Genomic DNA, 25,963 nt, shown 5'->3' on the forward strand with positions numbered 1-25,963 from the left:
GAACCGCCCCGTGTAGGAGCGGCGCAAGTCGCGACCGCGCCACCGCAACGACAACGTCGGCCGCGGGGTCCGTCGCGTCCCCGGGTCGCGGCCTACGCAGCGCTTGCGGAAGAAAGCGTCGCGGTCGAAGCCATCGCTGCGCCGCGGGTAACCTGCGTGGCGGCCGTGTTGGCGCGGTCGCGACTTGCGTCGCTTCTAACCCCGCGCTGACCCGCTTCTGGCCCGCGCCTCGCGCGCTTCCACGCGGCGGCGTGCGGCGCGCGGCTTGTCCCGACCCGCCGGTTGCGAAACATTCTCATTCGCTGCGCTGCGCCGCGGCTGGCGTACAATCGCCGCACTTTCCTCCTCCGGGGAGTAGCCCACCCGCCGACGCGAGTCCGCGGGGGCATGCGTCAACACACTTGGCCGGCCGGCCATGGCGCATGAGCGGCAGCCAGCAGGTCCGCGATCCGGCATTCCGGTGCGGCCGCCAGCCACCACGGGCAAGACCGAAGGCAGGCGTTGCGCGTAACCCGGGTTGGGCCGCGCGGCGTCCGCCTTCGCGTCCACGCGAATGCCCGACCCCGGAGTTTCCATGGATCTGTCCTTCCTGCCGGTTTCGGTCGCCACCACCGCGGTTTCGACCGGCACCGTCGCGCTCGCCGAAATCGGCGACAAGACTCAGTTGCTGGCCCTGCTGCTCGCCGCTCGTTTCCGCAAGCCCGGGCCGATCATCGCCGGGATCCTGGTCGCGACCCTGCTCAATCACGCCCTCGCCGCCTGGTTCGGCACTCTGGTCGCGCAATGGCTGCGCCCGGAAGTGCTGCGCTGGGTCGTCGCCGCCAGCTTCCTCGCGGTCGCACTGTGGACCCTCAAGCCCGACCAGCTCGACGACGAGGAACCGCGTTTTTCCGCCCGCGGCGCCTTCCTCGCCACCACCATCGCGTTCTTTTTCGCCGAAATCGGCGACAAGACCCAGGTCGCGACCGTGCTGCTGGCGACCCGCTACGAACCGCTGTGGGGCGTGATCGCCGGCACCACCGTGGGCATGCTGCTGGCCAACGTGCCGGTGGCCCTGCTCGGCAGCCGCTTCGCCGACCGCCTGCCGCTGAAGACCGCGCGCCTGCTGGCTGCGGCGGTGTTCGCCGCACTCGCGATCTGGGTCGCTTTGCGCGGAATCGGCTGATTCCAGGCCCCGGCGGTGGCCGCTCGCGCTATGCTCGCGGCGACCGTAAACGGGGAGTCGGGTAAGGATGCACGGCATCGGCGGGAGGCTGCGCAGCGTGGTGCTGGCGCTACTGGTGCGGCCCGACGAAATCATGCTGGAGATCGGCGCCGGCGGCGAACTGCTGGTGGCGCGGCTACGCGCGCTGCTGGCGGCGATGCTGCTGTTGCTGCCGCTGTTCAACGCGATCGGCGGCGGCAGCGTCAAGGAGACCCTGATCGGCCTGGGCGGCGCGATCTTCGTCAACGTGTTCTCGCAGCTGTGGCTGGCCCTGGCCCGGCGCCAGCGCCGCTATCGCTGGCTGCCCTTCGTCACGGCCGCGTTCGACGTCACCACCACCACCCTGGTGTTGATCGCGCTGGCGATGCAGCACCTGCCGGCCGGGCTCAACAGCCTGATCGTGTGGTGCGGTTATCTGTTCGCGATCCTGCTGACCGCGCTGCGCAGCGACGGCCGGGTGGCGCTGTTCGCCGGCCTGCTGGCGCTGGCCGAGTACGGCCTGCTGATCGTGGGCGTGTTCGCCGCCGCGACCTCGCCGGAAGACCTGCTGTCCAGCGATTACGGCGCGGTCACCGTCGGCAGCCAGACCCAGCGCCTGGTGCTGCTGGCGATGATGACCGTGGCGACCTCGATGGTCGTGTACCGGATGCAACGCCTGATCGAGATGTCCGGCACCGACGGCCTGACCCGGCTGCCGAACCGGACCTGGCTGACCCACCGCATCCCGCGCCTGTTCGACACCGTGCGCCGCGACGGCGGCAGCCTGACCCTGGCGCTGATCGACCTGGACCACTTCAAGCGCATCAACGACGAATTCGGCCACCGTCTCGGCGACCGTAGCCTGCGCCACCTGGTGGCGGTGCTGCGCGAGCAGGCCGAGCCCAGCGAATGGCTGGTCCGGCTCAGCGGCGGCGAGTTCCTGCTGGTCATGCGCAAGCCGCTGGGCACCGCCTTCGAGGAGGTCGATGCGATCCGCCGCACCGTCGCCGAGCGCCCGTTCGAGCCCGGCCGCGGCAGCGAACCGCTGTGGCTGAGCTTCAGCGCCGGCCTGGTGACCTTCCCGCAGGAGGGCGGCGACCTGTCGCGCCTGCTGCGCCGTGCCGACCAGCGCCTTCAGCGGGCCAAGCAGTCCGGGCGCAACCGGGTCGTGGCGCGGGATATCTGAACGAAATCGCCTCGATCGGCGAGGTCGCCGTCGCCGCGGCCGCGCGACCTGGCTCCGCCGCATCCCGGCGCGGCCGCGCCGTGAGCCCATCGTGCGCGGATCCGGCGCCGATCCGGCCCGGATCGGGGCCCCATCCGGCGCTTCCGGCGCCTCAGCGGCTTGCCGCTGGCGCGGCCAGCCACTAGGCTGCGCCGACTATTAGAACGCTGACAAGCCGCCGGGGCTCCGGCGCCGGGGAGAGTGGAGTGGATTCGATCGTACGCGTGGGCTTCGGCCTGTTCGGTTTGGCGGTGCTGGTGGGCATCGCCTGGCTGTTTTCGGTCAACCGTCGTTCGGTGGACTGGAAGCTGGTGGCCACCGGCATCACTCTGCAGGTCGCCTTCGCGGCCGTGGTGCTGCTGGTGCCGGGCGGCAAGGACGTATTCGACGCGATCGGCAAGGGCTTCGTGCACGTGCTCGAGTTCGTCGGCGCCGGCTCGAAGTTCATCTTCGGCGACTTGATGGACGTCAGCAAATTCGGCTTCATCTTCGCCTTTCAGGTGCTGCCGACGATCATCTTCTTCTCCGCCCTGATGGGCGTGCTGTACCACCTGGGGGTGATGCAGGCGGTGGTGCGCGGCATGGCCTGGGCGATCACCAAGGTCATGCGCGTGTCCGGCGCGGAGACCACCAGCGTCTGCGCCAGCGTGTTCATCGGCCAGACCGAGGCGCCGCTGACCGTGCGCCCCTACATCCCCAAGATGACCGAGTCGGAGCTGATCACGATGATGATCGGCGGCATGGCCCACATCGCCGGCGGCGTGCTCGCCGCCTACGTCGGCATGCTCGGCGCCGGCGACGCCGATGCCCAGGCCTTCTACGCCAAGCACCTGCTCGCCGCCTCGATCATGGCCGCGCCGGCGACCCTGGTGATCGCCAAGATCCTGGTGCCGGAAACCGGCGAACCGCTGACCCGCGGCACGGTCAAGATGGAAGTCGAGAAGCACACCGCCAACGTCATCGACGCGGCCGCCGCCGGCGCCGGCGACGGCCTGCGCCTGGCGCTGAACATCGGCGCGATGCTGCTGGCCTTCATCGCCCTGATCGCCCTGGTCAACGCACCGCTGACCTGGCTCGGCGAGCAGACCGGCTTGGCCGCGGCGATCGGCAAGCCGACCGACCTGTCGACCCTGCTCGGCTTCGTGCTGGCGCCGATCGCCTGGGTGATCGGCACCCCGTGGGCCGATGCCAACGTGGTCGGCGGCCTGATCGGCGAGAAGGTCGTGCTCAACGAATTCGTCGCCTATACCCACCTGGCCGACATCGTCAACGGCAAGGTCGCCGGCGTCGCGCTCAGCGACGAAGGCCGCCTGATCGCCACTTATGCGCTGTGCGGCTTCGCCAACTTCAGCTCGATCGCGATCCAGATCGGCGGCATCGGCGGGCTGGCCCCGGAGCGCCGCCAGGACCTGGCCCGGTTCGGCCTGCGCGCGGTGCTCGGCGGCTCGATCGCGACCTTCATGACCGCGACCATCGCCGGCGTGCTGACCCACTTCTCGGCCTAAGCGCATGCGTCAGGAAACCAGCGGCCGTGTCGTCGTGGTCGGCTCGTTCAACGTCGACCACGTCTGGTCGCTGCCGGCGCTGCCGCGCCCGGGCGAGACCCTGGCCGGCACCTACCACACCGGTCCCGGCGGCAAGGGCTTCAACCAGGCCATCGCGGCGGTGCGCGCAGGCGCGCCGACCCGCTTCGTCTGCGCCCTGGGCGAGGACGCCGGCGGCCAGTTGGCGCGCGCGCTCGCCGCCGGCGACGGCCTGGAGCTGCACGATCTGCGCAGCGATCGGCCGACCGGCACCGCCGGCATCTACGTCGACGCCGACGGCCGCAACAGCATCGTCATCGGCGCCGGCGCCAACGCCGAGCTGTCGCCGGCCTGGGTCGAAGCCCAGGCCGACGCGCTCGACGCCGCGCGGGTGGTGTTGAGCCAGTTGGAAACCCCGGCCGAATCGGCTTGCGCCGCATTCGCGCACGGCCGCCGCGCCGGCGCCGTGACCCTGCTCAATCCGGCCCCGGCCGACGCGGTCGCCAGCGACGCGCTGTGGGCCTTGGCCGACGTGATCACTCCGAACGAAACCGAGTTCTGCGCCCAACTGCGTCGGCGCACCGGCGTCGAACTCGATCCCGATGCCCTGGCCGGACTCGACGACGCGGTCCTGCACGGCCATTGCCGCGCCCTGCTGGCCCACGGCAGCGTGGTGGTGACCCTGGGCAAGGCCGGCTGTTTCGTCTCGCACGCCGACGGCGCCCTGCGCGGCGACGCCCAGGCGTATTACCGCTGCCCCGCCGCCGCCGTACACGCCGTCGATACCACCGGCGCCGGCGACGCCTTCAACGGCGCCCTCGCCGCCGCCCTGGCGCGCGATCCGGCGGCGCCGTTCGAGCGCCACATCGCCTACGCCAGCCGCTACGCCGGTTTGTCCACCGAGCGCCCCGGCGCGGCCGCGGCGATGCCGCGCGACGCCGAGGTCCGGGCGCGGTTCGGCTGAGCCGCGGCGCCGGCGGACCGCCGTTCGCAGCGCAGGTTCTGTCGCAGTCGGATTGTCGCGGCCCGCGCCGGAGGTTTCGCCGCAGCGGCGTTGTCGCGGTCGCGGCTTGCACGGCTCCTACAAAGGGGCTCCGGCGCCACGCCCCCTGTAGGAGCGGCGCGCGCCGCGACCGCGGGGCACGCCCGCGACGCAGGCTTCGTCTCCGAATCCGCCCCGGCCGCGTACCGATGTCGCTAAACATCTGAAAAAATTAGATTTCTGTCCTTCGAGGACGCACATCCGCGGCGTTGTCCTCAGTCGAACTTTTATTTGAGAATGGTTCGCATTAACATGCGGACCCTGTCGCAGTTCTCTGGCCCCCTCCGCATGCCCCGCCTCCCGCTCCTCGCCAGCGCCGTGCTGGCCGCTCTCGCCGCGCCCCTCGCCCATGCCGACGCGGCCAAAGACCTCGACCGGGTGACCGTCTCGGCCAGCACCAGCCGCGTGCCGAATTCGGAAGCGGCGCTGGCCAACACCATCACGGTGATCGACCAGGAACAGCTGCGGCAGCAATTGGCGGTGACCCAGGACGTGTCGCAGGTGCTGGCCAACCTGATCCCCTCGTTCTCGCCCTCGCGGCAGAAGCTGACCAACGGCGGCGAAACCCTGCGCGGGCGCAAGCCGCTGTACCTGGTCGACGGCGTGCCGCAGTCCACGCCGCTGCGCGAAGGCGGCCGCGACGGCCACACCATCGACCCGGCGATGATCGAGCGCATCGAGGTCATCCACGGCGCCAACGCGCTGCAGGGCCTGGGCGCGTCCGGCGGCATCATCAACATCATCACCAAGCGCGCGCCGCGCCAGGACGGCGAGCGCTTCCAGGAGCTCAGCCTCGGCGCCAGCACCGCGCTGCCGAACCGCAGCGACAGCGTCGGCTACCGCGGCTCCTACCTGTTCGGCGTCCGCAGTGGCGCGGTCGACTTCGTCGGCGGCGTCAGCTACGCCAGCGAAGGCCTGTACTACGACGGCAACGGCGACGCGATCGCGGTCAACGACATCCAGGGCGACCTGATGGACGCGCGCAGCTACAACCTGTTCGCCAAGACCGGTTGGGACATCGACGCCGACAAGCGCCTGCAGCTGACCGCCAACCGCTACCAGCTGCGCGGCAACAACGACTACATCACCGTCAACGGCGACATCCGCACCGGCAAGCTGGCGACCTCGGCGCCGGGCAGCCGCGAGGGCCGCGGCGCGCAGAACCGCTCGACTTCGCTGACCCTGGACTACAGCGACAAGTCGCTGGCCGGCGGCTACTTCAATGCCCAGTTGTTCTGGGTCGACTTCAAGGGCCTGTACGGCGCCACCGACTGGGAAGACTTCTGGCGCGACGGCCGCGACCGGCACTGGTGGGACCAGTCGCAGAACGTGTCGGAAAAGCTCGGCGCCAAGTTCGGCTGGTCGCGCGACAACCTGTTCGGCCTGCGCCTGCGCGCCACCCTGGGCCTGGACTGGAACCGCGACAAGACCTATCAGGAATTGGTGGTCGCCAAGCTCAAGTGGGTGCCGGAAACGCAGTACGAGTCCTGGTCGCCGTTCGTCCAGGCCGAATGGTGGGTGGCCGACAAGCTGATGCTGACCGCCGGCGTGCGCCACGAGCGCGGCAAGCTGCGGGTGGACGACTTCACCACCATCCCGGCCAACGCCGGCGGCAGCCGCTTCGTCCGCGGCGGCTCGCCCAAGACACGCGAGACCCTGCCCAACTTCGGCGCGGTGTTCGAAGCCAGCGACGCGCTGAAGTTCTACGCCTCCTACTCCGAGGGCTATACCGTCGCCGACATCGGCCGGGTGCTGCGCGGCATCACCGCGCCGAACCAGCGCGTCGACCACCTGGTCGATCTGTCGCCGGTGGTCTCGGACAACCGCGAAGTCGGCGTCGATTTCGACAACGGCCGCTGGCTGGCGCACCTGGCCGCGTACGGGTCCGACTCCGACCTCGGCTCGCGCCTGGCCTTCGACCGCAACACCCAGAGCTACAACGTGGTCCGCGAGCGCACCGAGATCCGCGGCATCGAGGGCAACGTCGCCTTCCAGTTCTCCGACGCCGGCCGGGTCGGCCTGGGCTACGCCCGCGCCAAGGGCCGCTACGACAGCGACGGCGACGACCGCGTCGACAGCGACCTGCCGGGCATCAACATCAGCCCCGACCGCCTGACCGCGTTCTGGGACCATACCTGGAACGACCGCGTCTCGACCCGCCTGCAGGGCAGCCGCGCCTTCGATCGCGATTTCGATTCCAAGGGCGTGCGCGTGGCCAGCACCGACGGCGTCGCTACCGTCGATCTGCAGGCGCGGGTGCAGCTGCCGGTCGGCCAGCTCAATCTCGGCGTGGAAAACCTGTTCGACGAGCAGTACGTGACCTACTACTCGCAGAGCACGCCGCGCAACGACACCTACGTCGCCGGGCGCGGACGGGTGTTCAACGTCAACTGGTCGTATCGTTTCTGAACCGACCGTCGCCGCCGCGCCCAGCATGAGTCCCCGCCAGGCCCCCGCCCCCTTCCGCCAACGCCTGCGCGGTGCGCTGAAGTGGCTGCACCTGTGGCTGGGGCTCAGCGCGGGCGCGGTGTTCGCCGCGGTCGCGCTGTCCGGCACCGTGCTCGCGTTCCAGCGCGAGCTGATGCTGTGGGCCTATCCGCAACTGGCCGGACATGCCCTGCCGTCGCCGGCACAACGTGCGCAAGCGCTGGACCGCATCGTCGGCCACTGGCGGGCGCAGGGCATGAGTTCGCTCGATCTGCCCAGCGCGCAGTTGCCGGTATGGCAGGCGTACTTCCCCAACAACGAGCGGCGCTATTTCGATCCGGCCAGCGGCGAGCTGCTGCTGACCCGCAACACCGGCAACGACCTGCTGCTGTGGCTGCGCGATCTGCATACCCATCTGCTGGCCGGCAAGAACGGCGAGCAGGTGCTCGGCGTCGCCGGCCTGGTCGCCCTGTTTCTGCTGCTCAGCGGCCTGTATCTGTGGTGGCCGCGCTGGTCGGCCTGGCGCGCAAGCCTGCGCTGGTACCGCGGTCCGCCGACCCGACGCTGGTTCAGCTGGCACCGCGGCCTGGGCCTGTGGCTGCTGCCGCTCACCTTGCTGGCCGCGCTGACCGGCACCGCCATGGTCTACGACGAGATCGCCCGCAATGCGCTGCGCGCGGCCTTCGCCGAGGGCAAACCGGCCAAGCCGCCGACGCTGGCGGCGAGCGAAGCTCCGATCGACTGGGCCGGCGTGCTGCGCGCCGCCGATGCCGCGGTGGCACCGGGCGGGGCGATGGCCGGCGCTCGATTGCGCCGCATCGGTCTGCCGAAAGCCGGCAGCGCCCTGGTCTCGATCCGCGCCCGCGCGCCGGGCGAATGGCATCCGGTCGGGCGCTCGCAGGTGTGGATCGATCCGTATCGCGGTGCCGTGCTCGGCACCCTCGATGCGACCCGCCAGGGCCGCGGCTCGCGTCTCTACGAAGCGATCTATCCGTTGCACGGCGGTTTCGTCGGCGGCCGCGCCTGGCAGACCCTCAGCGCGATCGTCGGCCTGGCGCCGCCGTTCCTGCTGATCACCGGCTTCCTGTTCTGGCGCCGCCGCCGCGGCCGCTGAGCGCTATTGCAGGAGCGGCGTGCCGCGGGGATTTCCCTGGTCACGAGCCGCGACGACCGCAGCGATGTGCGCCAGCGACGCGGCTCACAGGCTGCGGCGCCGCATGCATGCAGCGCGTGGTGTGTTTCGCTGCGGGACGCAATGTGGAATCGCATCGCTCCGGTCGTCGCGGCCCGCGCCGCCCCTACCGGAAGCAGGGCACTGACAACGCGCCGCCTCAAGGTGCCGGCCTACGCTCGGATGGACTTGTCGCGGCACTACGAGCTCGGCCGCCTGTACCCGACCCTGTGCGGGCTGAGCCTGCGCCTGAACGCCGGCAACCTGCTCGGCAAGGGCTCCCTGTCCTGCTGCGCCAGCGGCCGGCTGTACCGCTGCTAGGGCGAGCAGGGCAGCCTCAGCGCGACCCTGCGCTACGAGTTCTGATCCCTGTGCCCGGCGGACCGCCGTCCCTCGCGGCGGTCCGCCGCCCGCGCCGGCTTCGCGCCGGGCCGGCCGGATCGCGTTCACATCTTCGTTCTACGCTCGTATAGCAGGATGTCGAACCGCTCATTCCAGGGCGGCGTCCACGATAACGAGGGAAGGACACACATGGCCGGCAAGTACGTCATCAGCAAGCGCAGCAACGGCGAATTCCAGTTCGTGCTCAAGGCCGGCAACGGCCAGACCATCCTCGCCAGCGAGGGTTACGGCGACAAGAGCGGTTGCCGCAACGGCATCGCCTCGGTGCAAAGCAACAGCCCGATCGACGAGCGCTACACGCGCAAGACCTCGAGCAACGCCAAGCCCTATTTCGTGCTGACCGCGGCCAACCACCAGGTCATCGGCACCAGCGAGCTGTACTCCAGCGAGACCGCGCGCGACGACGGCATCGCTTCGGTCAAGCAGAACGGCCCGACCACCACGGTCGAAGACACCACCGCCTGATCGCGGCCGGGGCCGTCGCCCCGCCGCTTGCCGACGGCGCCGCCCCCGCGGCGCCGTCGCCGTATCCGGTCTGCGAACCCGGCCGCGCGCCGCGCCGGGCGCCCGTCGCGGAACGTCCCGCCGTCGCGGCCCCGTCCGGCCCGAGCCGATACAATGCGCGGATGCAGATCGGCCGACATTCCATCGCCCCGCGCGTGATCCTGGCCCCCATGGCCGGGGTCACCGACAAACCTTTTCGGGTGCTGTGCAAGCGCCTGGGGGCCGGTCTGTGCGTGTCGGAGATGACCACCAGCGACCCGCGCTTCTGGACCACGGCCAAGTCGCGCCACCGCATGGACCATGCCGGCGAGCCCGACCCGATCAGCGTGCAGATCGCCGGCACGGTGCCGCAGGTGATGGCCGAGGCGGCGCGCTACAACGTCGACCACGGCGCCCAGATCGTCGACATCAACATGGGCTGCCCGGCCAAGAAGGTCTGCAACGCCTGGGCCGGTTCGGCGCTGATGCGCGACGAGGCGCTGGTCGCGCGCATCCTCGAAGCGGTGGTGAACGCGGTCGAGGTGCCGGTCACCCTGAAGATCCGCACCGGCTGGGACCACGACCAACGCAACGCCCCGAGCATCGCCCGCATCGCCCAGGAATCCGGCATCGCCGCACTGACCGTGCACGGCCGCACCCGCGATCAGCAATACACCGGCCAGGCCGAGTACGACACCATCGCCGCGATCAAGGCCGCGTTGAGCATCCCGGTGATCGCCAACGGCGACATCGATTCGCCGCGCAAGGCCGCGGCGGTGCTGGCCCATACCGGCTGCGACGCGGTCATGGTCGGGCGCGCCGCGCAGGGACGGCCGTGGATCTTCCGCGAGATCGCCCATTACCTGGAGTGCGGCGAAGAGCTGGCCCCGCCCGCGCTGAGCGAGGTGCGCGACTGGCTGCTCGGCCACCTCGAACATTTGCACGCCTTCTACGGCGAAGTCTCCGGCGTGCGCATCGCGCGCAAGCACCTGGGCTGGTACGCCAAGGACCGCCCCGAGAACGCCGCCTTCCGCAGCGTGGTCAACCGCGCCGACAGCGCCGAGCTGCAGTTGCGCCTGACCCGCGATTACTTCGATGCGCTGGTCGCCGGAGTCAGCCCGGCGCTGGCCTCCGCCGCCTGAGGTCCCCATGAGCGAATCCGCCGCGACCACCGATTTTCCCTACCTGCACGGATTCTCGCCGACCGAGCAGGCGCGCCTGGTGAAACAGGCGCGGCTGGCCGAATCGACGATCTTCCACAACATCGACTACGGCAGCGCCCGCCGGCTGCTGGAAGTCGGCAGCGGCGTCGGCGCGCAGACCGAGATCCTGCTGCGTCGCTTCCCCGACCTGCACGTCAGTTGCGTCGACCTCAACGCAGCGCAGCTCGACGCCGCCCGCGACAACCTGGGCCGGATGCCGTGGATGCAGGGCCGCTACTCGCTGCAGCGCGCGGACGCCACCGACCTGCCGTTCGAGCCGCGCAGCTTCGACGCGGCCTTCCTGTGCTGGGTGTTGGAGCATGTGCCCTCGCCGGCGCGGGTGCTGAACGAAGTGCGCCGGGTGCTGTCGCCGGGCTCGCCGGTATACATCACCGAGGTGATGAACTCGTCCTTCCTGCTCGACCCCTATTCGCCCTATGTCTGGCGGTACTGGATGGCGTTCAACGATTTCCAGTACGAAAGCGGCGGCGATCCCTTCGTCGGCGCCAAGCTCGGCAATCTGCTGCTGGCCGGCGGGTTCCGCGACGTCAACACCGAGATCAAGACCTTCTACTTCGACAACCGCGAACCCGCGCGGCGCAAGACCATGATCGCGTTCTGGGAAGAGCTGCTGCTGTCGGCGGCCGACCAGCTGCTAGGCGCCGGCTGCGTCACCCAGGACGTGGTCGACGGCATGCGCCGGGAAATGCATCAGGTGCAGAACGACCCGAACGCCGTGTTCTTCTATTCCTTCGTGCAAGCGCGCGCGACCGTCTACTGAGACGCCGCGGCGTTCAACTTGCGCCGGCGGCCGTCGCCGGCCGCGCCTGCGCCTGAGTCCCGGCCGGCCCGGGTTCGCGCCAGATCCGGGTCCACATCGCCGGCAGTTTGCGCGCCGCGTCCCAGGGCCATTTCAGCTGCTGCGGCGGGACTTCGCGCCAGCCCTCGCCGTCGCGCTGCGCGACTACGAAGCGGAAGCTGTAATCGGGCTCGGCGCCCATGCGCAGATCGGTCAGCACCACCTGGCCGTCGCGTTGCTCGGCCTTCATGAAACCGTGGTTGAACCAGCGCAGCCGGCGCACCGCCGGGTAGTCGGCGACGGCCGCGAACGCCGCCGTGTCGGAAGGATAGAAGCGGAACCGCATCGGCCCGCGATCGGCCGCCAGCGAGCGCTCGCCCTCGACGAAACCGTCCGGTGTCATCGCCACCACCCGCCACAGCAGGATGTTGAACGGCATCGGCACCGAAAAGCGCGGCGCATCACGCAGGCCGAGCTCGGCCAGCGCCGGTTCGGCGGCGCGTTCGACCCGGTGCTTGGCCCACAACGAGCCGCCCAGGTACAGCGTGCTCACGGCCAGGCCCAGCAGCAAGGCCGGCTGGGCGCTGCGCCGCTCGCGCGCGAACCAGGCCCAGAGGCAGGCGATCGCCAGCCACGCGGTGTACAGCGGATCGATGATGAACACGCTCGACCACATCGCCGGCGGCGGTTGCAGCGGCCACCACAGCTGGGTGCCGTAGACGGTGAACGCATCCAGCACCGGATGGGTCAGCAAGGCCGCCTGCATCGCCCAGAACCAGCGCCGTGGCGCCTGCGCGACGCGGCCGCCGCGGCGGCGGAACAACGCCCAGATCAACCAGCCCAGCCACGGCAGCACCAACAACGAATGACTGAGGCTGCGGTGCCAGGTCATGCGCTCGACCGGGTCGGCGGTGAGCAGGTTGACCGGAATCACGTCGAGATCCGGCAGGGTCGCCAGCGCGGCGCCGGCCAGCAGGGCGGCGCGGCGATGTTGCGGCGGGGCGATGGCGGCGCTGAGGGCGGCGCCGAGCACGATCTGGGTCAGGGAATCCATGCGCGGATGCTAACCGCAGCCGCGACCGGCCCGGGTTTGTTTTTCGTTGCCGCGCGGCCCTGCACGGGCGCGCGCCGGCGACGCATACTCGCAGCCCCGTCCCGACCGACCTCGCGCATGACCGACGCCACGCCCTTGCACATCGGTATCGTCGCCTGCTCCGCCGAAGGCGCCGCGCTGTGTTACCGCACGATCTGCACCGAAGCCGCGCCCCTGCTCGGCGCGCACGCGCACCCGACCGTCTCCCTGCACGGCCTGTCGCTGGCCGACTACGTCGAGTGCCTGGACCGCGGCGATATCGCCGGGGTCGGCGAACTGATGCTGAGTTCGGCCCGGGCCCTGGCCCGCGCCGGCGCGCAATTGCTGATCTGCCCGGACAACACCATCCACCAGGCCATGTCCTACGTGCTGCCGCGCTCGCCGCTGCCGTGGCTGCACATCGCCGAGGTGGTGGCGCAGGAAGCCGCCGCGCGCGGCTATCGCCGCCTCGGCCTGACCGGTACGCAATGGCTGGTCGAAAGCGAGGTCTATCCGGACAAGCTCGGTGCCCTCGGCCTGGAGTACCGCCGCCCCGACGCCGGACAGCGCGCGCGGATCGGCCGGCTGATCATGGACGAGTTGGTCTACGGCCGCTTCGAGCCGGCCACGGTCGCCTATTTCCTCGAGGTCATCGCCGGACTGCAGGCGCAGGGCTGCGACGCGGTGGTGCTGGGCTGCACCGAGATTCCGCTGATCGTCGACGACGCCAATTCGCCGCTGCCGACCCTGGACTCGACCCGGCTGCTGGCGCGGGCCGCGCTGCGGCGCGCGATCGGCGGCGCTCCGGCCTGAGCCCGCCCCACGCCGGCCCTCCCTCTCTCCGTCCTGGAAAGAGGGAGGGCCATCGAACTCGTGCTCCGCAGGGCCGGCTCAGGCCGCGTGCGGCACCGCCTCGGGCAGGCGGCGCGGCGCGCGCGCCGGCAACAGCGCCAGGGTCTCGCCGGTGTGGGCGAGCAGACGCAACGTACCGTCGGGGTCCTCGGCCAGCGCGGTCAGGCTTTCGACCCAGTCGCCGTCGTTGGCGTACACGCAGCCCTCGCGCTCGAACAACGCGGCGCGGTGGATGTGGCCGCAGACGATGCCGTCCAGCCCGCGCCGGCGCGCATCGCTCAGGCCGGCCTGGACGAAGCGGGCGATGTACCGTTCGGCCGCGCCGCTCTGGCGCTTGAGGAAGTCGGCCAGCGACCAGTAGCGCAGGCCGAAGCGGCGCCGCACCCGGTTGGTCAGGCGGTTGCCGGTCAGGATGCGCTCGTACAGCCAGTCGCCGAACTTTTCCTGCATGCCGCCGAACTGGGTCGCGGCGTCGTAGTCGTCGCCGTGCACCACCAGCAGGCGGCGACCGTCGGCGGTGAGGTGAATCGCGCGCCGGCGCACCTGCATGCGCGGCAGCGCCAGGCCGCAGAAACGGCGGATCGAGCGGTCGTGGTTGCCCGGCACGTAGATCAGCTCGGTGCCGGCGCGGGTCAGCGCGTGCAACGCCTCGACCACCCGGTACTGGGCGGCGCCCCAGGCGGCCCGGTGCTGCGACATCCACCACAGGTCGACGATGTCGCCGACCAGGTACAGGCGATCGCAACGCAGACCCTGCAGGAAATCGGCGAGCTCCGCGGCATGGCAGTGCTTCGATCCGAGATGCACATCGGACACGAACACCGCCCGCCGGCGCAGCGGCAATTGCGCGATCGATGCAGGACTCATGGCACGGCCTCGCTGGCGACGGACTCGGCGTCGGAACCGATGGCGGGACCGGCGGCCGTCGGCGCGGCGGCGACTGCGCCGAGATAGCGCTCGCGCTTCTTCGGCCGCAGCCGCAGCAGGTCCACTTCGATCAGGCCGTCGACCGCGTCGCTGAACGCCGGATCGACGCCGAACGCGAGGAAGCGCGCGCCGCCGGGTTCGCACAGGTCGGTGTATTGCTTGTACAGCATCGGCAGGGTCGCGCCGAGCGCATCGAGATTGTTCTTGAGCACGCGGAACGCGGTCGCCGCGTCGACGGCGTCGAACTGCGGCGGCGCGGCGCGGTAGACGAAGGGCTGGCGCGAGACCGCATCGGCCTCGGCGGCGCCGTAGTAGCGGGCGTAGTAGGCGACGATCTGCTCGCGCGCGTCGGCCGGCAGCGCGGCGCTGATCGAGACCGGCCCGAACAGGTAGCGCACGCCCGGCTGGCGGATCAGGTACGCGCCGATGCCCTGCCACAGGTAGTCGATGCTGCGGCTGCCCCAGTACTCCGGCACGACGAAGCTGCGCCCCAGCTCCATGCCCTGGGCCAGGCGCGGCACCGCATCGTCGGCGAAGCGGAACAGCGAGGCGGTGTAGAACCCGGCCAGACCGCGCTCGGCCAGCAACCGGCTGCCTCGGCCGATCCGGTAGGCGCCGGCGATACGCTGCGCCGCCGCGTCCCACAGCACGATGTGTTCGTACCAGCCGTCGTACAGATCCACGTCCAGGCGCTGGCCGGTGCCCTCGCCGACCGCGCGGAAGGTCAGCTCGCGCAGGCGGCCGATCTCGCGCAGCAGCGGCGCGCCGGCATCGAGCCGTCCGACCCGGATCTGCTTGCCGTCCAGGGTGTGGCCCAGCGATTCCATCGCTTCGACCCCCGCGCGGACCAGGGCCGGGTCGACGGCCTCGACCAGCGGCTCGGGGCCGACCGGCGCGGCGCGTTCGCGCGGGGTGCCGATCGCGTGCAGTTCGCGCCGCACCTCGCGCAGCAGCTGCTGCGGGTCGCCGTCGGTCGGCAGTTGCAGCGGCCGGCCGATGCGCAGGGCGATGCGGCGGCTGCGGCGGGCGAACATTTCGCGCGCCAGCAGGGCGGTGCCGGCCGGCTTGAACAGGGCCGAGGCGCCGTAGAACAGGGCCGAGTTGCGCGCTTCGATCCGCACCGGCAGCACCGGCGCGCCGGTCTTGCGGGCGAAACTCAGGAAGCCGCGCCGCCAGCGCCCGTCGGCGACGCCGCGCAGGCCCAACCGGGCGACCTCGCCGGCGGGAAACACGATCACGCACTGTTCGGCGCGCAGCGCCGCCTCGATCGCCTGCAAGCTCTCGGCGCTCGGCCGGCCGCCCAGGATCCGCACTGGCAACAGCAGCCCCGACAGCGGCTCCAGCGCCGACAACAGGTCGTTGGCGACGATGCGCACGTCGCGCCGGACCCGTCCGACCGCGTCGAGCAGGGCCAGGGCGTCGAGCGCGCCGGAGGGGTGGTTGGCGACGATCAACAGCCGGCCGCGGGCCGGGACCCGCTCCAGTTCGGCCGGATCGGCCAGGTAGCGGGCCTGGAGGAAATCCAGGGCGCCGCCGACGAAGGCGAAGTCGCGCAGGTGGCCGTTCTCGGCCAGGAAGCGGTCGACCAGGTCGAAGCGCGACCAGCGCCCCAGGGTGCGCAGCAGCGGTCGCGCCAGGCTGGCGCGGCGGCCGCGGAACCATTGCGGGAAGCGCTCTTGCAGTCGGCGTTCGAGAGGCAGCATCGGCGTCGCATCGGCGGCGGTATGCCGCGCAGCCTGCGCCGGCGCGGCGACAGCGCCATGTCGGTTCGGGGACAGAGCGATGACAGCCCGCCGTCCGGCCGGCCCTGGCGCCATTGGGCGAAGATGCGGGGCGTAGGCCGGCGTTGCCTCCCCATTCACCGGCAAATCGGCCGCCGGATTAACCCCCGGCAACCCCCGGAAGCGGCACAATGCGCGTTCGCGGCCGAGCCTGTATCATATTCGGCCATCTTTCTATCCGAATACGAGGATAAAGCCTCGATGTCCAGCAGCTACCTGTTCACCTCCGAATCCGTCTCCGAAGGCCATCCGGACAAGATCGCCGACCAGATCTCCGATGCCGTCCTCGACGCCATCCTGGCCCAGGACAAGCGCGCGCGCGTGGCCTGCGAGACGCTGGTGAAGACCGGTGCCGCCATCGTCGCCGGCGAAGTCACCACCAGCGCCTGGGTCGACATCGAAGCGCTGGCGCGCAAGGTCATCAACGACATCGGCTACAACAACTCGAACGTCGGCTTCGACGGCCACACCTGCGCGATCATCAACATGCTCGGCAAGCAGTCGCCCGACATCGCCGCCGGCGTCGACCGCAAGAAGCCGGAAGAACAGGGCGCGGGCGACCAGGGCCTGATGTTCGGCTACGCCTGCAACGAAGCCCCGGAGTTCATGCCGGCGCCGATCTACTACTCGCACCGCCTGGTCGAGCAGCAGGCCAAGATCCGCAAGCAGAAGAACTCCAAGCTGCCGTGGCTGCGCCCGGACGCCAAGTCGCAGGTCACCCTGCGCTACGACGCCGAGCACAAGGTCGTCGGCCTCGACGCGGTGGTGCTGTCGACCCAGCACGACCCGGGCATCAAGCAGAAGGACCTGGTCGAGGGCGTGTACGAGCACATCCTCAAGCCGGTGCTGCCGAAGGCGTGGCTGGAAAAGCTGCCGAAGAGCAAGGTCCACATCAATCCGACCGGCATCTTCGTGATCGGCGGCCCGGTCGGCGACTGCGGCCTGACCGGCCGCAAGATCATCGTCGACAGCTACGGCGGCATGGCCCGCCACGGCGGCGGCGCGTTCTCGGGCAAGGATCCGTCCAAGGTCGACCGTTCGGCCGCCTACGCCGCCCGCTACGTGGCCAAGAACATCGTCGCCGCCGGCCTGGCCGACAAGTGCGAAGTGCAGGTTTCCTACGCCATCGGCGTGGCCGAGCCGACCTCGATCTCGGTCACCACCTTCGGCACCGGCAAGATCAGCGACGACAAGATCGAGAAGCTGATCCGCAAGCACTTCGACCTGCGCCCGTACGGCATCGTCAAGATGCTCGACCTGATCCACCCGGTCTATCAGCTGACCGCCGCTTACGGCCACTTCGGCCGCAAGCCGAAGGAAGTCAGCTACGTCGACGGCGCCGGCAAGAAGCACACCGCGACCGCATTCTCGTGGGAAAAGACCGACAAGGCCGACGATCTGCGCAAGGACGCCGGGCTGAAGAAGTAAGCCTGCGCCGGCGCGTTATCGCCGAAACGAGTCAAGGGCCGCGAAAGCGGCCCTTTTCTTTTGCCCCGATGGCGGCGGCTTACTGCGTCTGGCTTTTCTGCTGCTGCGCCGGCTGGCCCAAGCCCGGCGGCGGCGCATCCAGGGTGTCCCGGCTGGCGTTGGCCAGGCTCTGCGCGTCGGTCTTGAAGATGTCCACGCCCACGCCGGTGTAAGACGATTCTTGCGGCCCCTTGAACACGAACAGCTCGTCTTCGCGCTCGCCCCGGCCGTACCCGACGGCATCGATCGAATCGTAGATCTGCGCGGCGACGCAACCGCGGGTCAGCTCCGCGGCGACCTGCTCCTGCCAGGGCCGCCTGTCTTTCAGCATGCCCTGATCCTCCATTTCGCCGATCCGCTGCAGGATCGAACGATACAAATCGCCATGAGGGTGCCCGGGCTGGGTCAGCAACGGTCCGTCGCTCGCCGACGGCGACGGCAGCGCGACATCGGCGAAGATCTTGGTCGCCGCTCCGCCGTGTTCCGACAGCAACGCTTGATTTACGCCGTCGCGGCCGTCCGCGCTGGTTTGATAGCCGCGGTCGTAATCCGTGGCCAGATCGTCGTCCTTGAGCAGGTAGTGCGCGCCGGAGCCGCCGGGCGAACCCAGCACCCGGCAGCCTTCGTCCACGCGCAAATCGATCCGCTCCACTCCCTTGTCCTGCAACCATCGGGCCAGCCGCTGCGGCAGGAACTTGCCGGTGTCGTCGACGTCGACGATCACCGCCTTGATCTTCCCGGGCGGGCCCAGCGCGGAGGCGTCGAAGGCCGCATTCAATTGTTTCTCGTACGCCTGCCAACGGGCCTCGTCGTTGCAGGCCGAATACACGTGGCTCAGCGCGATCCGGCCGCCGCCGGCGAGGCCGACCGCCACGCAACCGCGCAGGCCGTCGGTGATCAGATCGGGCCCGCCGGCCTGCACGCTCAACCATTCGTCCGCGCCCACCTTGACCCGGTCGTTCATCGCTCGCTCTCCGTCAATCGCATGTCGTCCAGCCCCTCCCAAGCGCGCCTGCGGATCAGGTCGTCAGCGCACTGCGGTTGTTCTGCGCGTGCGGCGGCGGGGCCGGCGACGGCGCTGCGCCGAACGCCGGCAGCGCCGCATGCAAGCGCCGCGCTTCGGCGCTCAACGCCGGCATCGGCATATCCAAGGCGTCGTCGGTGACCACCGAGGCATGCCGCAAGGATTCGCGCCGGTTGCCCATGATCGCGAACAGCGAAGCATGGTCTTCGCCGCCGGTGATCACGGTATCGACGCGGCCGATGTTCTGTTTCAGACACTCCACCGTCAGCGCCGCCGCGGCCTGGCGCGCGGCGTACAGGCCCGGCAGCTCGCCGGCGTTGTCGGCGCCGACCGCCTCGGGCGGAATCTTGCCGAGGATCTGCCGGTACAACCCGTAAGCCGGATGCCCCTCCTCGGTCAGCACCGCGTCGCCCGCGGCGAAGTCGGCGCGCGGGGAATGCGCCGCGCCGGCCGGCCTGGCCCGATCCGACAGCGAGCCGGCCAGGCTCGCCGCATCGCCGGCATCGCTGGAGACCGCGTAGCCGTAGCGATAATCGTCCTCGCGATCGGCGCGCTTGAGCGTACAGCGCAAGCCGCCATCGCCCGCCGCGATGCGGCAGCCGTTGTCCTGGCGGATCTCGGCCCGGATGCCTTTTCCGTGCAGCCAGTCCTTGAGCCGCCACGGCAACCAGGCGTCGCTGCCGAGCTGACTGTCGCCCTGCGCGCAGACCAGCACCGCCTGCGGCCGTTCGCCCAGCGCCGACGCCGCCAGCGCTCGATCGAGCCCAGTCCGATAGGCCTCCCAGTGGCCGGCATCGCACGCGCAGGACACGTGCGACAGCGCGACCTTGCCGTCGCCGGCCAGACCGACCGCCACGCCGCCGGACAGGCCGTCGGCGATCAGCTCGGTGCGATCGGCATCGGCCACCAGCCATTCGTCCAGGCCGACCTTGACGCGTGCGTTCATCGCTCTCTCCGTGGATGGGGCGCTCGCCGATGCGCGCGCGGCATCGGTGTTTACGCAAAACGTCCGCACAGGCGGCCTGTCGCGCCGACCGCCGTCACAGAACCGACGCAGCGGCCTCACGCCCGCCTCATCCTGAGCCCACCGCCGCCGCCGACAGTGCGCAGCGCGCCGGCACCTCGCCGGCCGGAGCCCTCCGCATGTCCGTCCCCGCCTTGCGCATCCTCCTGCTCAATCCGCCGCACACCGCGATCGGCAGCCGCGTGCCGCGCGAACAACTGCCGCCGCTGGGCCTGCTCAGCATCGGCGGCCCGCTGCTCGACGCCGGCTTCGCGGTCGAGCTGCTCGACGCCGAGTTCGGGCCGATGCCGATCGACGAGGTCGTGCGGCAGGTGGTCGAACGCGCGCCCGATCTGCTGATGGTCGGCCACTCCGGCTCGACCTCGGCGCATCCCACGATCGCCCGCATCGCCGCGCGTGCGAAACAGGCGCTGCCCCGGCTGCGGATCGTCTACGGCGGCGTGTTCCCGACCTATCACTGGCGCGATGTCCTCAGCCGCGAACCGGCGGTGGACTGCATCGTCCGCGGCGAAGGCGAACGCACCGCGGTGCTGCTCGCCCAAGCCCTTGCGCGCGGCGAGGAACCGGCCGGCGTACCCGGCCTGGCCTATCGCCGCAACGGCCGCATCGTCGATACCGGCCCGGCCGAAATGCTGACCGACCTGGACCAGGCCCGGGTCGGCTGGGAGCTGATCGACCACGATCGCTATTCCTACTGGGGCGGCATGAAAGCGGTGGTGGTGCAGTTCTCGCGCGGCTGCCCTTACCTGTGCAGCTACTGCGGCCAGCGCGGATTCTGGACCCGCTGGCGCCATCGCGATCCGGTCGAGTTCGCGCAGGAGCTGGCGCGCCTGTACCGAGAGCACGGCGTGCGTCTGATCAACTTCGCCGACGAGTTGCCGACCGGCTCGCGCAAGGCTTGGAAAGCGTTTCTGGAAGCGTTGATCGCCGAGAACGTCGGGCTGACCCTGGTCGGATCGACCCGCGCCGGCGATATCGTGCGCGACGCCGACATCCTGCATCTGTACAAGCGCGCCGGCGTGATCCGCTTCCTGCTCGGCATCGAGAGCTATTCCGAAGCGACCCTGCAGACCATCCGCAAAGGCGCCAGCGTGCGCGAGGACCAGCAGGCGATCCGCCTGCTGCGCGAGCACGGCATCATTTCGATGGCCACCTACGTGGTCGGCTTCGACGAGGACGGCGACCGCGACTACTGGAACTCGCTGCGCCACCTGCTGCGCTACGACCCGGACCAGATCCAGCTGCTCTACGCCACCCCGCACCGCTGGACGCCGTACTACGACAGCGTCGCCGCACGCAAAGTGATCCAGACCGATCCGCGCAAATGGGACTACAAGCATCAGGTGCTGGCGACCCGCGGCGTGCCGCCGTGGCGGGTGCTGCTGTGGGTCAAGGCGATCGAGGCGATCATGCAGCTGCGTCCGCGCGCCTTGTATCGCAGCCTGCTGCATCCGGACCGCGACGTACTGCGCGGCATGCGCTGGTACGTCCGCATGGGCCGCCGGGTCTGGCTGCGCGAGCTGTTCGAGTTCTTCTTCGCCGGCGGCCGCACCCGTCGCGGCCCCAGCGTCGAAGAGTTCTGGGGCGCCTCGCTGGCCGAACACGAGAACGCGCTGGCCAAGCCGCAGCGGCGACGCATCCCGATCCGCACGCTGCCGCAAGCCTGAACGCGCGACGGTTCGCCGCCCTCGGCAGACCCGACCGGCGCCCCCGCAGCGGGACTTCAGCCGGGAACATGCCGCCGCACGTCCATGTCGAGGCGGACGAAGCCGCGCCCGGCATGGCCGTCGGCCGCATCGGAGATGTCCAGCAGAGTGCCGGCGAAACCGTACTTGTTCTGGTTCATGTTGCGCGCCATGCCGATCGCGAACTGCAGGGTGCTGGCCGAGCGGCCGTCGCCGTCGTCGGTGAAGTGGGCGATCTGCGGCATCGTATCGCCGGCCTTTTCGGCTTTGGCGTTCAAGGACTGCATTTCCGCCTCGGTGAACGTCAGCTTTAGTTTTTGCCCCGGCTGCGCCGGACCGCTCTCGGTAACGCCGCCGCTGAGCACCCAGTTGATCTGCTGCGCCGAATGGTTGCCCTGTCCGCCGGTGTCGACGGTGTATTCGTAGGTACGCTCCGACCGCACTTCGTTGCCGTGCGCGTCGAAGTACTGGGTCACGGTCAGCGGCACGTTGTCGCCGTAGCTGAATTCGCGGGTCAACGCGATCGAACCATCGGGATGGGTCGTCTGGATGACGCTGCCGGCGTTGGCGCCGCCCATGGCGATATCGCCTTCGAGTTCGGCCGCACCGGTGGCCAGGTGGAGCTTGATCCGGCCCTGCGAAGACACATCCAGGCGCTGCACCGTCGCCACGCCCTCCACGCCCGGCTCTCCCTGCTCGGCGCGACCGGTGACGACGAAGCGCTCATAGGCGGCACGGCCTTCGGAACTGTCGAGGTCGAAACGCGCCGTACGCAGCGTCGAATCGCTGACATTGGTCTGCCCGCCGACGCTGATCGACGCCTCCACGCCGTGCTGATTGAAGCGCAGGCCGCCGCCGCTGAACGACTCCAGCGCCGAGCACGGCCCCTTCATCACCGTGACCTGATTGCTGTGCGGGTCGCGGGTGATCACGTAGGCCGACCCGCGCGCATCCTTGACCTGGCTCTCGCCGCCGATGTGCTTGAACGACCCAGCCAGGTCGGTCTGCTCGTACTGCTGTCCGTCCATGATCACCGACGCGCCGGGCGGAATCGTGCTGGGGTCGAAGGGATTGATCTGCGCGACCTGGGCCGGATCGTGGTTCTCTCCCGGCAGGATCACCTTGTAGCGGGCGCGGAAACCGATACCGATGGCACCCTCCGCCTCGAACGGTCCCGCCCGCCCCTCTGCGCGCACCAAGGTGACGTTGGCGCCGACCACGCTGAACTCGGTGCTCCCGTCCTTCTTGGTCCAACCCACTTCCACCGACACTTCGTTGCTGATCTTGAAGATCGAGTCGGCGCCGGTCTCGTTGGTCTGAGTCGCCCGGGTGACGTTGTCGCCGGGGTTGTGCATGACCTTCACCGAGCCCACGGCGCCGGCATACTCGCTCTTGCTGGTACCGTGGCCGGCGTCGTAAGGGCTGTCGATCGACCCTTCGGTCACGCTCATCGGTGCGGCCGGAATGTTGAGCGTGTCGCCGTGGAAGATCGGATCGGCGCGGCCGGCCTGCTGGGCCTCGTCCTGGCGCCACGTGTCCCGGAACAGCTCGGGATTGGCTTCGCGCAAAGCCTGCGGGGTGACGCCGTAGGTATCGGCGATCTGCAGCAGGGTTTCGCCGGGAGCGACCGTGTGCGTGGTCGGGCTCGATTGCGGCGAGAGCATCGGTGCGCCGCCGATGCTGTCTGGGGAAAGATACATGGGGGGCCTCGGGTGCGAGTGGAGGGTCGCGCCGCAGCGCATGCGCAGGCATGCGGTGCGGTACGCGACCAGCCTGCTCCCCCGCCTCAGCCGCGCGTTGTGCGCGGACCGCGCTTCGGCGCCGATCGCGGCGTCGGGACAAGAACGCGCGCATCCGCGCCAAACCCGTGCCGCACCCGGCGCGATCGACGCGATTGAGCCGACGCGAATGGCCCGCACGGCACGGCGCGGATTGGCGCTTGCGCCACCATCTCCACTCCGTTTTTCGCGGACGGCATCGCCGCGCGACGGCAGACCGGACCCTGTGCCGGGCGCGCGAAAAAAACGGAGCGCCTGGCGCTCCGTTTCTTCACACCGCTCGTTCGGCCTCGGCCGTGCGGCATGCTCCGCACGGCGTCGCGACGAGTCGACGCCTATTTCGACGCCGCCGGCTGGGCCACCGCCGACTTGCCCGGGTCGCCGGCCTTGCCGCCCTGCGCCTTGGCGTTCTTGACGTACAGCTCCAGCCAGCGGTTGGTCTCGGCCAGCATGTGCAGGATCGACTCGCGGGCGCGGTAGCCGTGACTCTCGTTCGGCAGCATGACCAGCCGCGCCTTGCCGCCCAGGCCCTTCATCGCCGCGAACAGGCGTTCGCTCTGGATCGGGAAGGTGCCGGAGTTGTTGTCCTGCTCGCCGTGGATCAGCAGCAACGGGTCCTTGATCTTGTCGGCGTAGTTGAACGGCGACATCGCCTGATAGGTCGACTGCGCCTGCCAGTAGTTGCGCTCCTCGGCCTGGAAACCGAACGGGGTCAGGGTGCGGTTGTAGGCGCCGCTGCGGGCGATGCCGGCCTTGAACAGGCGGGTATGCGCGAGCAGGTTGGCGGTCATGAACGCGCCATAGGAATGGCCGCTGACCGCAATCCGCTCGCGGTCGGCGACGCCGCGACGCACCACCTCGTCGACCGCCGCTTCGGCGCTGGCGGTGAGCTGCTCGATGTAGGTGTCGTTGGGCTCGCGCTCGCCCTCCCCGACGATCGGCATCGAAGGATCGTCGAGCACCGCATACCCCATCGCCAGGTACGGCAGCGGTCCCCAGAAGCTGACCAGGTTGAAGCGGTACGGCGAACCGGTGACCTGACTGGCGGCCGCGGCCGACTTGAACTCGCCCGGATAGGCGTACATCAGCATCGGCAACGGACCGTCGCGCTTGGGGTCGTAGCCCGGCGGCAGATAGAGGTTGGCGGTCAGCTCGACCCCGTCCTTGCGCTTGTAGCGGATCTGCTCCTTCTTGATGTCCTTCAGCTGCGGGGTCGGGTGCGGGAAGCGGGTCAGCGGCGCCGGCGCGGCATCGGCGCGCGACAGCTCGCGCAGGAACAGATTGGCCGGCTCGGTCGGCGACTCGCGCAGGGTCAGCAGTCGCTGTCCGGCATCGTCGAGCAGCGCGTACGGCGCTTCGTAATGCGGCGCCTGCGAGTGGAACAGCCGGGTCTTGGCCTTGCCGGCCAGCTCGTAACGGTCGAGGAAGGGACGGTCGCCTTCCGGCGATGCGCCCTCGCCGGCCAGGAACAGGCTGCCGCCGTCGGCGGACACCTGCAGGCGCTCGCGACCGGCGGCGTCGCGCTGCATCAAGGGGTCGCCCGGGTCGTTGTAGCGGTCTTCGCTGAGGCCGCTGTACAGCAGTTCCGGCTCGCGCCCGCCCTCGTCGGGAGCCACGCGCCAGCGCTTGGTCTGGCGGGTCTTCCACCAGAACTCGTCGATCAGCGCCAGATCGCCGCGGCCCCAGCGCGCGCGTGCGAAGCGCGACTGCAGGCGCATCAAGGTTTGCGGCGGAGCGTCGAACGGCGCGGCCTGGGTCAGCACCGCATCGCGGATCTCGGCCGCGCGGTTGGGGTCGCCGCCGTCCTGGGCCTCGGCCCAGACCAGGGTCGCCGGCGCGTCGCTGCGCCAGTCGACGTTGCGCACGCCGGTGGGCACGGCGTCGTTGCCGGTCGGCAGGCCGTCGATCAACGGCAGGCGCGCCACTTCGTGTTCGAACTTGCCGTCCGCGCCCAGCACCTCGATGCGCTGCGGGAACATGCTTGCCGGCACCTGGTAGGAGAACGGCCGCTCGATCTTGGTGACCAGCAGGTGCTTGCCGTCCGGCGAGGGCCGCGCGCCGGTGTACAGCGCCGGCGCCCCGAGCCGCGCGGCCGCACCGGTCAGATCGACCATCGCCAGTTGCGAACGCAGGTAGTACTCGAACTGGCGCGCATCGCTTTCGTTGCGCAACAGGTCCTGGAAGGTGCGGATCTGGCGCACGGTCGCGCTGGCTTCGGTTTCCTGCACCGCCGGGCCGGCCGGTACCGCATCGCCGGCCGGCGCTTCGCCCTCGCCTTCCGCACGCAACTGCACCAGCAGGCGGCGGCTGTCGGGCATCCAGGCGTAGCCGCGTCCTGCGACCGTGTTGAGTCCTGCCGCGATCCGGTGCGCACGGCGCGCGTCGACGTCGACCAACCACAGTTCGTTGGCGCCGCTGCCGGCGTCGACGCGGTTGAACGCGAGCCAGCGCTGGTCCGGCGACCATTCCAGCGTCGCCAGCGACAGCGGCGACGGCAGGCCTTCGATCTTGTGCGGCTTGCCGCCCTCGATCCGCAGCAGGCTCAGATCGCTGCCGAAGCTGAAGCGGCTCTGCGCGCGCACGCGCGGGTGCAGGCGCAGGCCGGCGAGCTTGAGCTCGGTCTGCGCCACCACCTCGATCCCCGGCAGCGAGGGCGTCTGCACCACCGCCATCCAGTCGCGGCGCGGGCTCAAGCTCAACTGCGGCGGACGCGGCGCATCGACGATGGCCTGCAGCGGCTTGGGCGGCAGTTGGTAGCCGGCGGCGGTCGCGGTCTGCGCCGCTGCGCTCAGCGGCAGTACCAGCAGCAAGGCCGACAGCAGCAAAGTCCGCGGCAGGCGGAGCATGGAGGGACGTCGGTCGCAACGTCGCGCAAGAGGTCTCATCGGCGAAAGGT

General features: G+C 70.1%; 20 protein-coding genes. 13 read left to right on the top strand and 7 right to left on the bottom strand.

Features of this window, described 5'->3' with window-relative positions:
* Positions 1–574: 574 nt before the first annotated feature.
* From V2J18_RS17005 to V2J18_RS17050, 10 genes are all read left to right on the top strand, one after another.
* Entirely contained in the window at positions 575–1,165 is a 591-nt protein-coding gene (locus V2J18_RS17005; RefSeq protein ID WP_064747723.1) for a TMEM165/GDT1 family protein, read from the top strand.
* 67 nt (positions 1,166–1,232) lie between these two features.
* Positions 1,233–2,369 carry a GGDEF domain-containing protein gene (locus tag V2J18_RS17010; protein WP_064747724.1) on the top strand — a complete coding sequence of 379 codons (1,137 nt, stop codon included), beginning with the start codon at positions 1,233–1,235 and terminating at the stop codon, positions 2,367–2,369.
* A gap of 245 nt (positions 2,370–2,614) precedes the next feature.
* Entirely contained in the window at positions 2,615–3,913 is a 1,299-nt protein-coding gene (locus V2J18_RS17015; protein ID WP_336132409.1) for a NupC/NupG family nucleoside CNT transporter, read from the top strand.
* A gap of 4 nt (positions 3,914–3,917) precedes the next feature.
* A complete protein-coding gene (locus tag V2J18_RS17020; protein ID WP_336132410.1) occupies positions 3,918–4,895 on the top strand; it encodes a ribokinase in 978 nt (325 codons plus the stop codon).
* A 366-nt stretch (positions 4,896–5,261) separates the two neighbouring features.
* Positions 5,262–7,382, top strand: a complete 2,121-nt coding sequence (locus tag V2J18_RS17025) for a TonB-dependent receptor (RefSeq protein WP_336132411.1) — start codon at positions 5,262–5,264, stop codon at positions 7,380–7,382.
* A 25-nt stretch (positions 7,383–7,407) separates the two neighbouring features.
* Entirely contained in the window at positions 7,408–8,514 is a 1,107-nt protein-coding gene (locus tag V2J18_RS17030; RefSeq protein WP_336132412.1) for a PepSY-associated TM helix domain-containing protein, read from the top strand.
* Positions 8,515–8,754: 240 nt separating this feature from the next.
* On the top strand, positions 8,755–8,892 hold the full coding sequence (locus tag V2J18_RS17035) for a hypothetical protein (RefSeq protein WP_336132413.1): 138 nt from the start codon (positions 8,755–8,757) through the stop codon (positions 8,890–8,892).
* A gap of 210 nt (positions 8,893–9,102) precedes the next feature.
* Positions 9,103–9,438, top strand: coding sequence for a YegP family protein (locus tag V2J18_RS17040; protein WP_336132414.1), 336 nt, complete (start codon positions 9,103–9,105; stop codon positions 9,436–9,438).
* A gap of 161 nt (positions 9,439–9,599) precedes the next feature.
* Complete coding sequence (dusB, locus tag V2J18_RS17045; protein WP_336132415.1) at positions 9,600–10,598, top strand: tRNA dihydrouridine synthase DusB; 999 nt, start codon at positions 9,600–9,602, stop codon at positions 10,596–10,598.
* Between the two features lie 7 nt (positions 10,599–10,605).
* On the top strand, positions 10,606–11,439 hold the full coding sequence (locus tag V2J18_RS17050) for a class I SAM-dependent methyltransferase (protein WP_064747732.1): 834 nt from the start codon (positions 10,606–10,608) through the stop codon (positions 11,437–11,439).
* 13 nt (positions 11,440–11,452) lie between these two features.
* Here V2J18_RS17050 and V2J18_RS17055 read toward each other — a convergent pair whose 3' ends face one another.
* Positions 11,453–12,511 carry a metal-dependent hydrolase gene (locus V2J18_RS17055; RefSeq protein WP_064747733.1) on the bottom strand — a complete coding sequence of 353 codons (1,059 nt, stop codon included), beginning with the start codon at positions 12,509–12,511 and terminating at the stop codon, positions 11,453–11,455.
* Between the two features lie 117 nt (positions 12,512–12,628).
* Here V2J18_RS17055 and V2J18_RS17060 point away from each other — a divergent pair, with 117 nt between their 5' ends.
* Positions 12,629–13,342 (top strand): aspartate/glutamate racemase family protein, encoded by a 714-nt coding sequence (locus V2J18_RS17060; protein ID WP_064747734.1) that lies wholly within the window; start codon positions 12,629–12,631, stop codon positions 13,340–13,342.
* Between the two features lie 78 nt (positions 13,343–13,420).
* Here V2J18_RS17060 and V2J18_RS17065 read toward each other — a convergent pair whose 3' ends face one another.
* Positions 13,421–14,248 carry a UDP-2,3-diacylglucosamine diphosphatase gene (locus tag V2J18_RS17065; RefSeq protein ID WP_064747735.1) on the bottom strand — a complete coding sequence of 276 codons (828 nt, stop codon included), beginning with the start codon at positions 14,246–14,248 and terminating at the stop codon, positions 13,421–13,423.
* The gene (gene olsF, locus V2J18_RS17070) at positions 14,245–16,011 is read right to left on the bottom strand and encodes a bifunctional ornithine lipid synthase OlsF (protein WP_064747736.1); all 1,767 of its coding nucleotides are present in this window, start codon (positions 16,009–16,011) and stop codon (positions 14,245–14,247) included. Before olsF ends, V2J18_RS17065 begins: the two co-directional genes overlap by 4 nt.
* 279 nt (positions 16,012–16,290) lie before the next feature.
* Between olsF and metK the strand changes: the two genes are divergently transcribed.
* Positions 16,291–17,517: a methionine adenosyltransferase gene (metK, locus tag V2J18_RS17075; protein WP_064747737.1), complete on the top strand. Its 1,227-nt coding sequence runs from the start codon at positions 16,291–16,293 to the stop codon at positions 17,515–17,517.
* 79 nt (positions 17,518–17,596) lie between these two features.
* On the opposite strand, the gene V2J18_RS17080 is transcribed toward metK, so the two are convergent.
* Positions 17,597–18,520, bottom strand: coding sequence for an XVIPCD domain-containing protein (locus tag V2J18_RS17080; RefSeq protein WP_336132416.1), 924 nt, complete (start codon positions 18,518–18,520; stop codon positions 17,597–17,599).
* Between the two features lie 55 nt (positions 18,521–18,575).
* On the bottom strand, positions 18,576–19,526 hold the full coding sequence (locus V2J18_RS17085; protein ID WP_336132417.1) for an XVIPCD domain-containing protein: 951 nt from the start codon (positions 19,524–19,526) through the stop codon (positions 18,576–18,578).
* 197 nt (positions 19,527–19,723) lie between these two features.
* Here V2J18_RS17085 and bchE point away from each other — a divergent pair, with 197 nt between their 5' ends.
* Complete coding sequence (gene bchE / locus V2J18_RS17090) at positions 19,724–21,271, top strand: magnesium-protoporphyrin IX monomethyl ester anaerobic oxidative cyclase (RefSeq protein WP_336132418.1); 1,548 nt, start codon at positions 19,724–19,726, stop codon at positions 21,269–21,271.
* 56 nt (positions 21,272–21,327) lie between these two features.
* Here the strand turns inward: bchE and V2J18_RS17095 are convergent, their stop codons facing one another.
* Positions 21,328–22,989, bottom strand: coding sequence for a LysM peptidoglycan-binding domain-containing protein (locus V2J18_RS17095; RefSeq protein ID WP_336132419.1), 1,662 nt, complete (start codon positions 22,987–22,989; stop codon positions 21,328–21,330).
* Positions 22,990–23,402: 413 nt separating this feature from the next.
* Entirely contained in the window at positions 23,403–25,913 is a 2,511-nt protein-coding gene (locus tag V2J18_RS17100; RefSeq protein ID WP_186442570.1) for a S9 family peptidase, read from the bottom strand.
* Positions 25,914–25,963 lie beyond the last annotated feature (50 nt).

Source organism: Lysobacter firmicutimachus, from assembly GCF_037027445.1.
Lineage (GTDB): Bacteria > Pseudomonadota > Gammaproteobacteria > Xanthomonadales > Xanthomonadaceae > Lysobacter > Lysobacter firmicutimachus.

What these genes read in the sequence shown, in the direction of transcription:
- V2J18_RS17055 (WP_064747733.1), bottom strand. Translation starts at nt 12,511, where the DNA reads ATGGATTCCCTGACCCAGATCGTGCTCGGCGCCGCCCTCAGCGCCGCC.
- V2J18_RS17005 (WP_064747723.1), top strand. Translation starts at nt 575, where the DNA reads ATGGATCTGTCCTTCCTGCCGGTTTCGGTCGCCACCACCGCGGTTTCG.
- V2J18_RS17035 (WP_336132413.1), top strand. Translation starts at nt 8,755, where the DNA reads ATGGACTTGTCGCGGCACTACGAGCTCGGCCGCCTGTACCCGACCCTG.
- V2J18_RS17100 (WP_186442570.1), bottom strand. Translation starts at nt 25,913, where the DNA reads ATGCTCCGCCTGCCGCGGACTTTGCTGCTGTCGGCCTTGCTGCTGGTA.
- V2J18_RS17085 (WP_336132417.1), bottom strand. Translation starts at nt 19,526, where the DNA reads ATGAACGCACGCGTCAAGGTCGGCCTGGACGAATGGCTGGTGGCCGAT.
- V2J18_RS17095 (WP_336132419.1), bottom strand. Translation starts at nt 22,989, where the DNA reads ATGTATCTTTCCCCAGACAGCATCGGCGGCGCACCGATGCTCTCGCCG.
- V2J18_RS17060 (WP_064747734.1), top strand. Translation starts at nt 12,629, where the DNA reads ATGACCGACGCCACGCCCTTGCACATCGGTATCGTCGCCTGCTCCGCC.
- V2J18_RS17065 (WP_064747735.1), bottom strand. Translation starts at nt 14,248, where the DNA reads ATGAGTCCTGCATCGATCGCGCAATTGCCGCTGCGCCGGCGGGCGGTG.
- V2J18_RS17010 (WP_064747724.1), top strand. Translation starts at nt 1,233, where the DNA reads ATGCACGGCATCGGCGGGAGGCTGCGCAGCGTGGTGCTGGCGCTACTG.
- bchE (WP_336132418.1), top strand. Translation starts at nt 19,724, where the DNA reads ATGTCCGTCCCCGCCTTGCGCATCCTCCTGCTCAATCCGCCGCACACC.
- V2J18_RS17040 (WP_336132414.1), top strand. Translation starts at nt 9,103, where the DNA reads ATGGCCGGCAAGTACGTCATCAGCAAGCGCAGCAACGGCGAATTCCAG.
- V2J18_RS17080 (WP_336132416.1), bottom strand. Translation starts at nt 18,520, where the DNA reads ATGAACGACCGGGTCAAGGTGGGCGCGGACGAATGGTTGAGCGTGCAG.
- metK (WP_064747737.1), top strand. Translation starts at nt 16,291, where the DNA reads ATGTCCAGCAGCTACCTGTTCACCTCCGAATCCGTCTCCGAAGGCCAT.
- dusB (WP_336132415.1), top strand. Translation starts at nt 9,600, where the DNA reads ATGCAGATCGGCCGACATTCCATCGCCCCGCGCGTGATCCTGGCCCCC.
- V2J18_RS17025 (WP_336132411.1), top strand. Translation starts at nt 5,262, where the DNA reads ATGCCCCGCCTCCCGCTCCTCGCCAGCGCCGTGCTGGCCGCTCTCGCC.
- V2J18_RS17020 (WP_336132410.1), top strand. Translation starts at nt 3,918, where the DNA reads ATGCGTCAGGAAACCAGCGGCCGTGTCGTCGTGGTCGGCTCGTTCAAC.
- V2J18_RS17030 (WP_336132412.1), top strand. Translation starts at nt 7,408, where the DNA reads ATGAGTCCCCGCCAGGCCCCCGCCCCCTTCCGCCAACGCCTGCGCGGT.
- olsF (WP_064747736.1), bottom strand. Translation starts at nt 16,011, where the DNA reads ATGCTGCCTCTCGAACGCCGACTGCAAGAGCGCTTCCCGCAATGGTTC.
- V2J18_RS17050 (WP_064747732.1), top strand. Translation starts at nt 10,606, where the DNA reads ATGAGCGAATCCGCCGCGACCACCGATTTTCCCTACCTGCACGGATTC.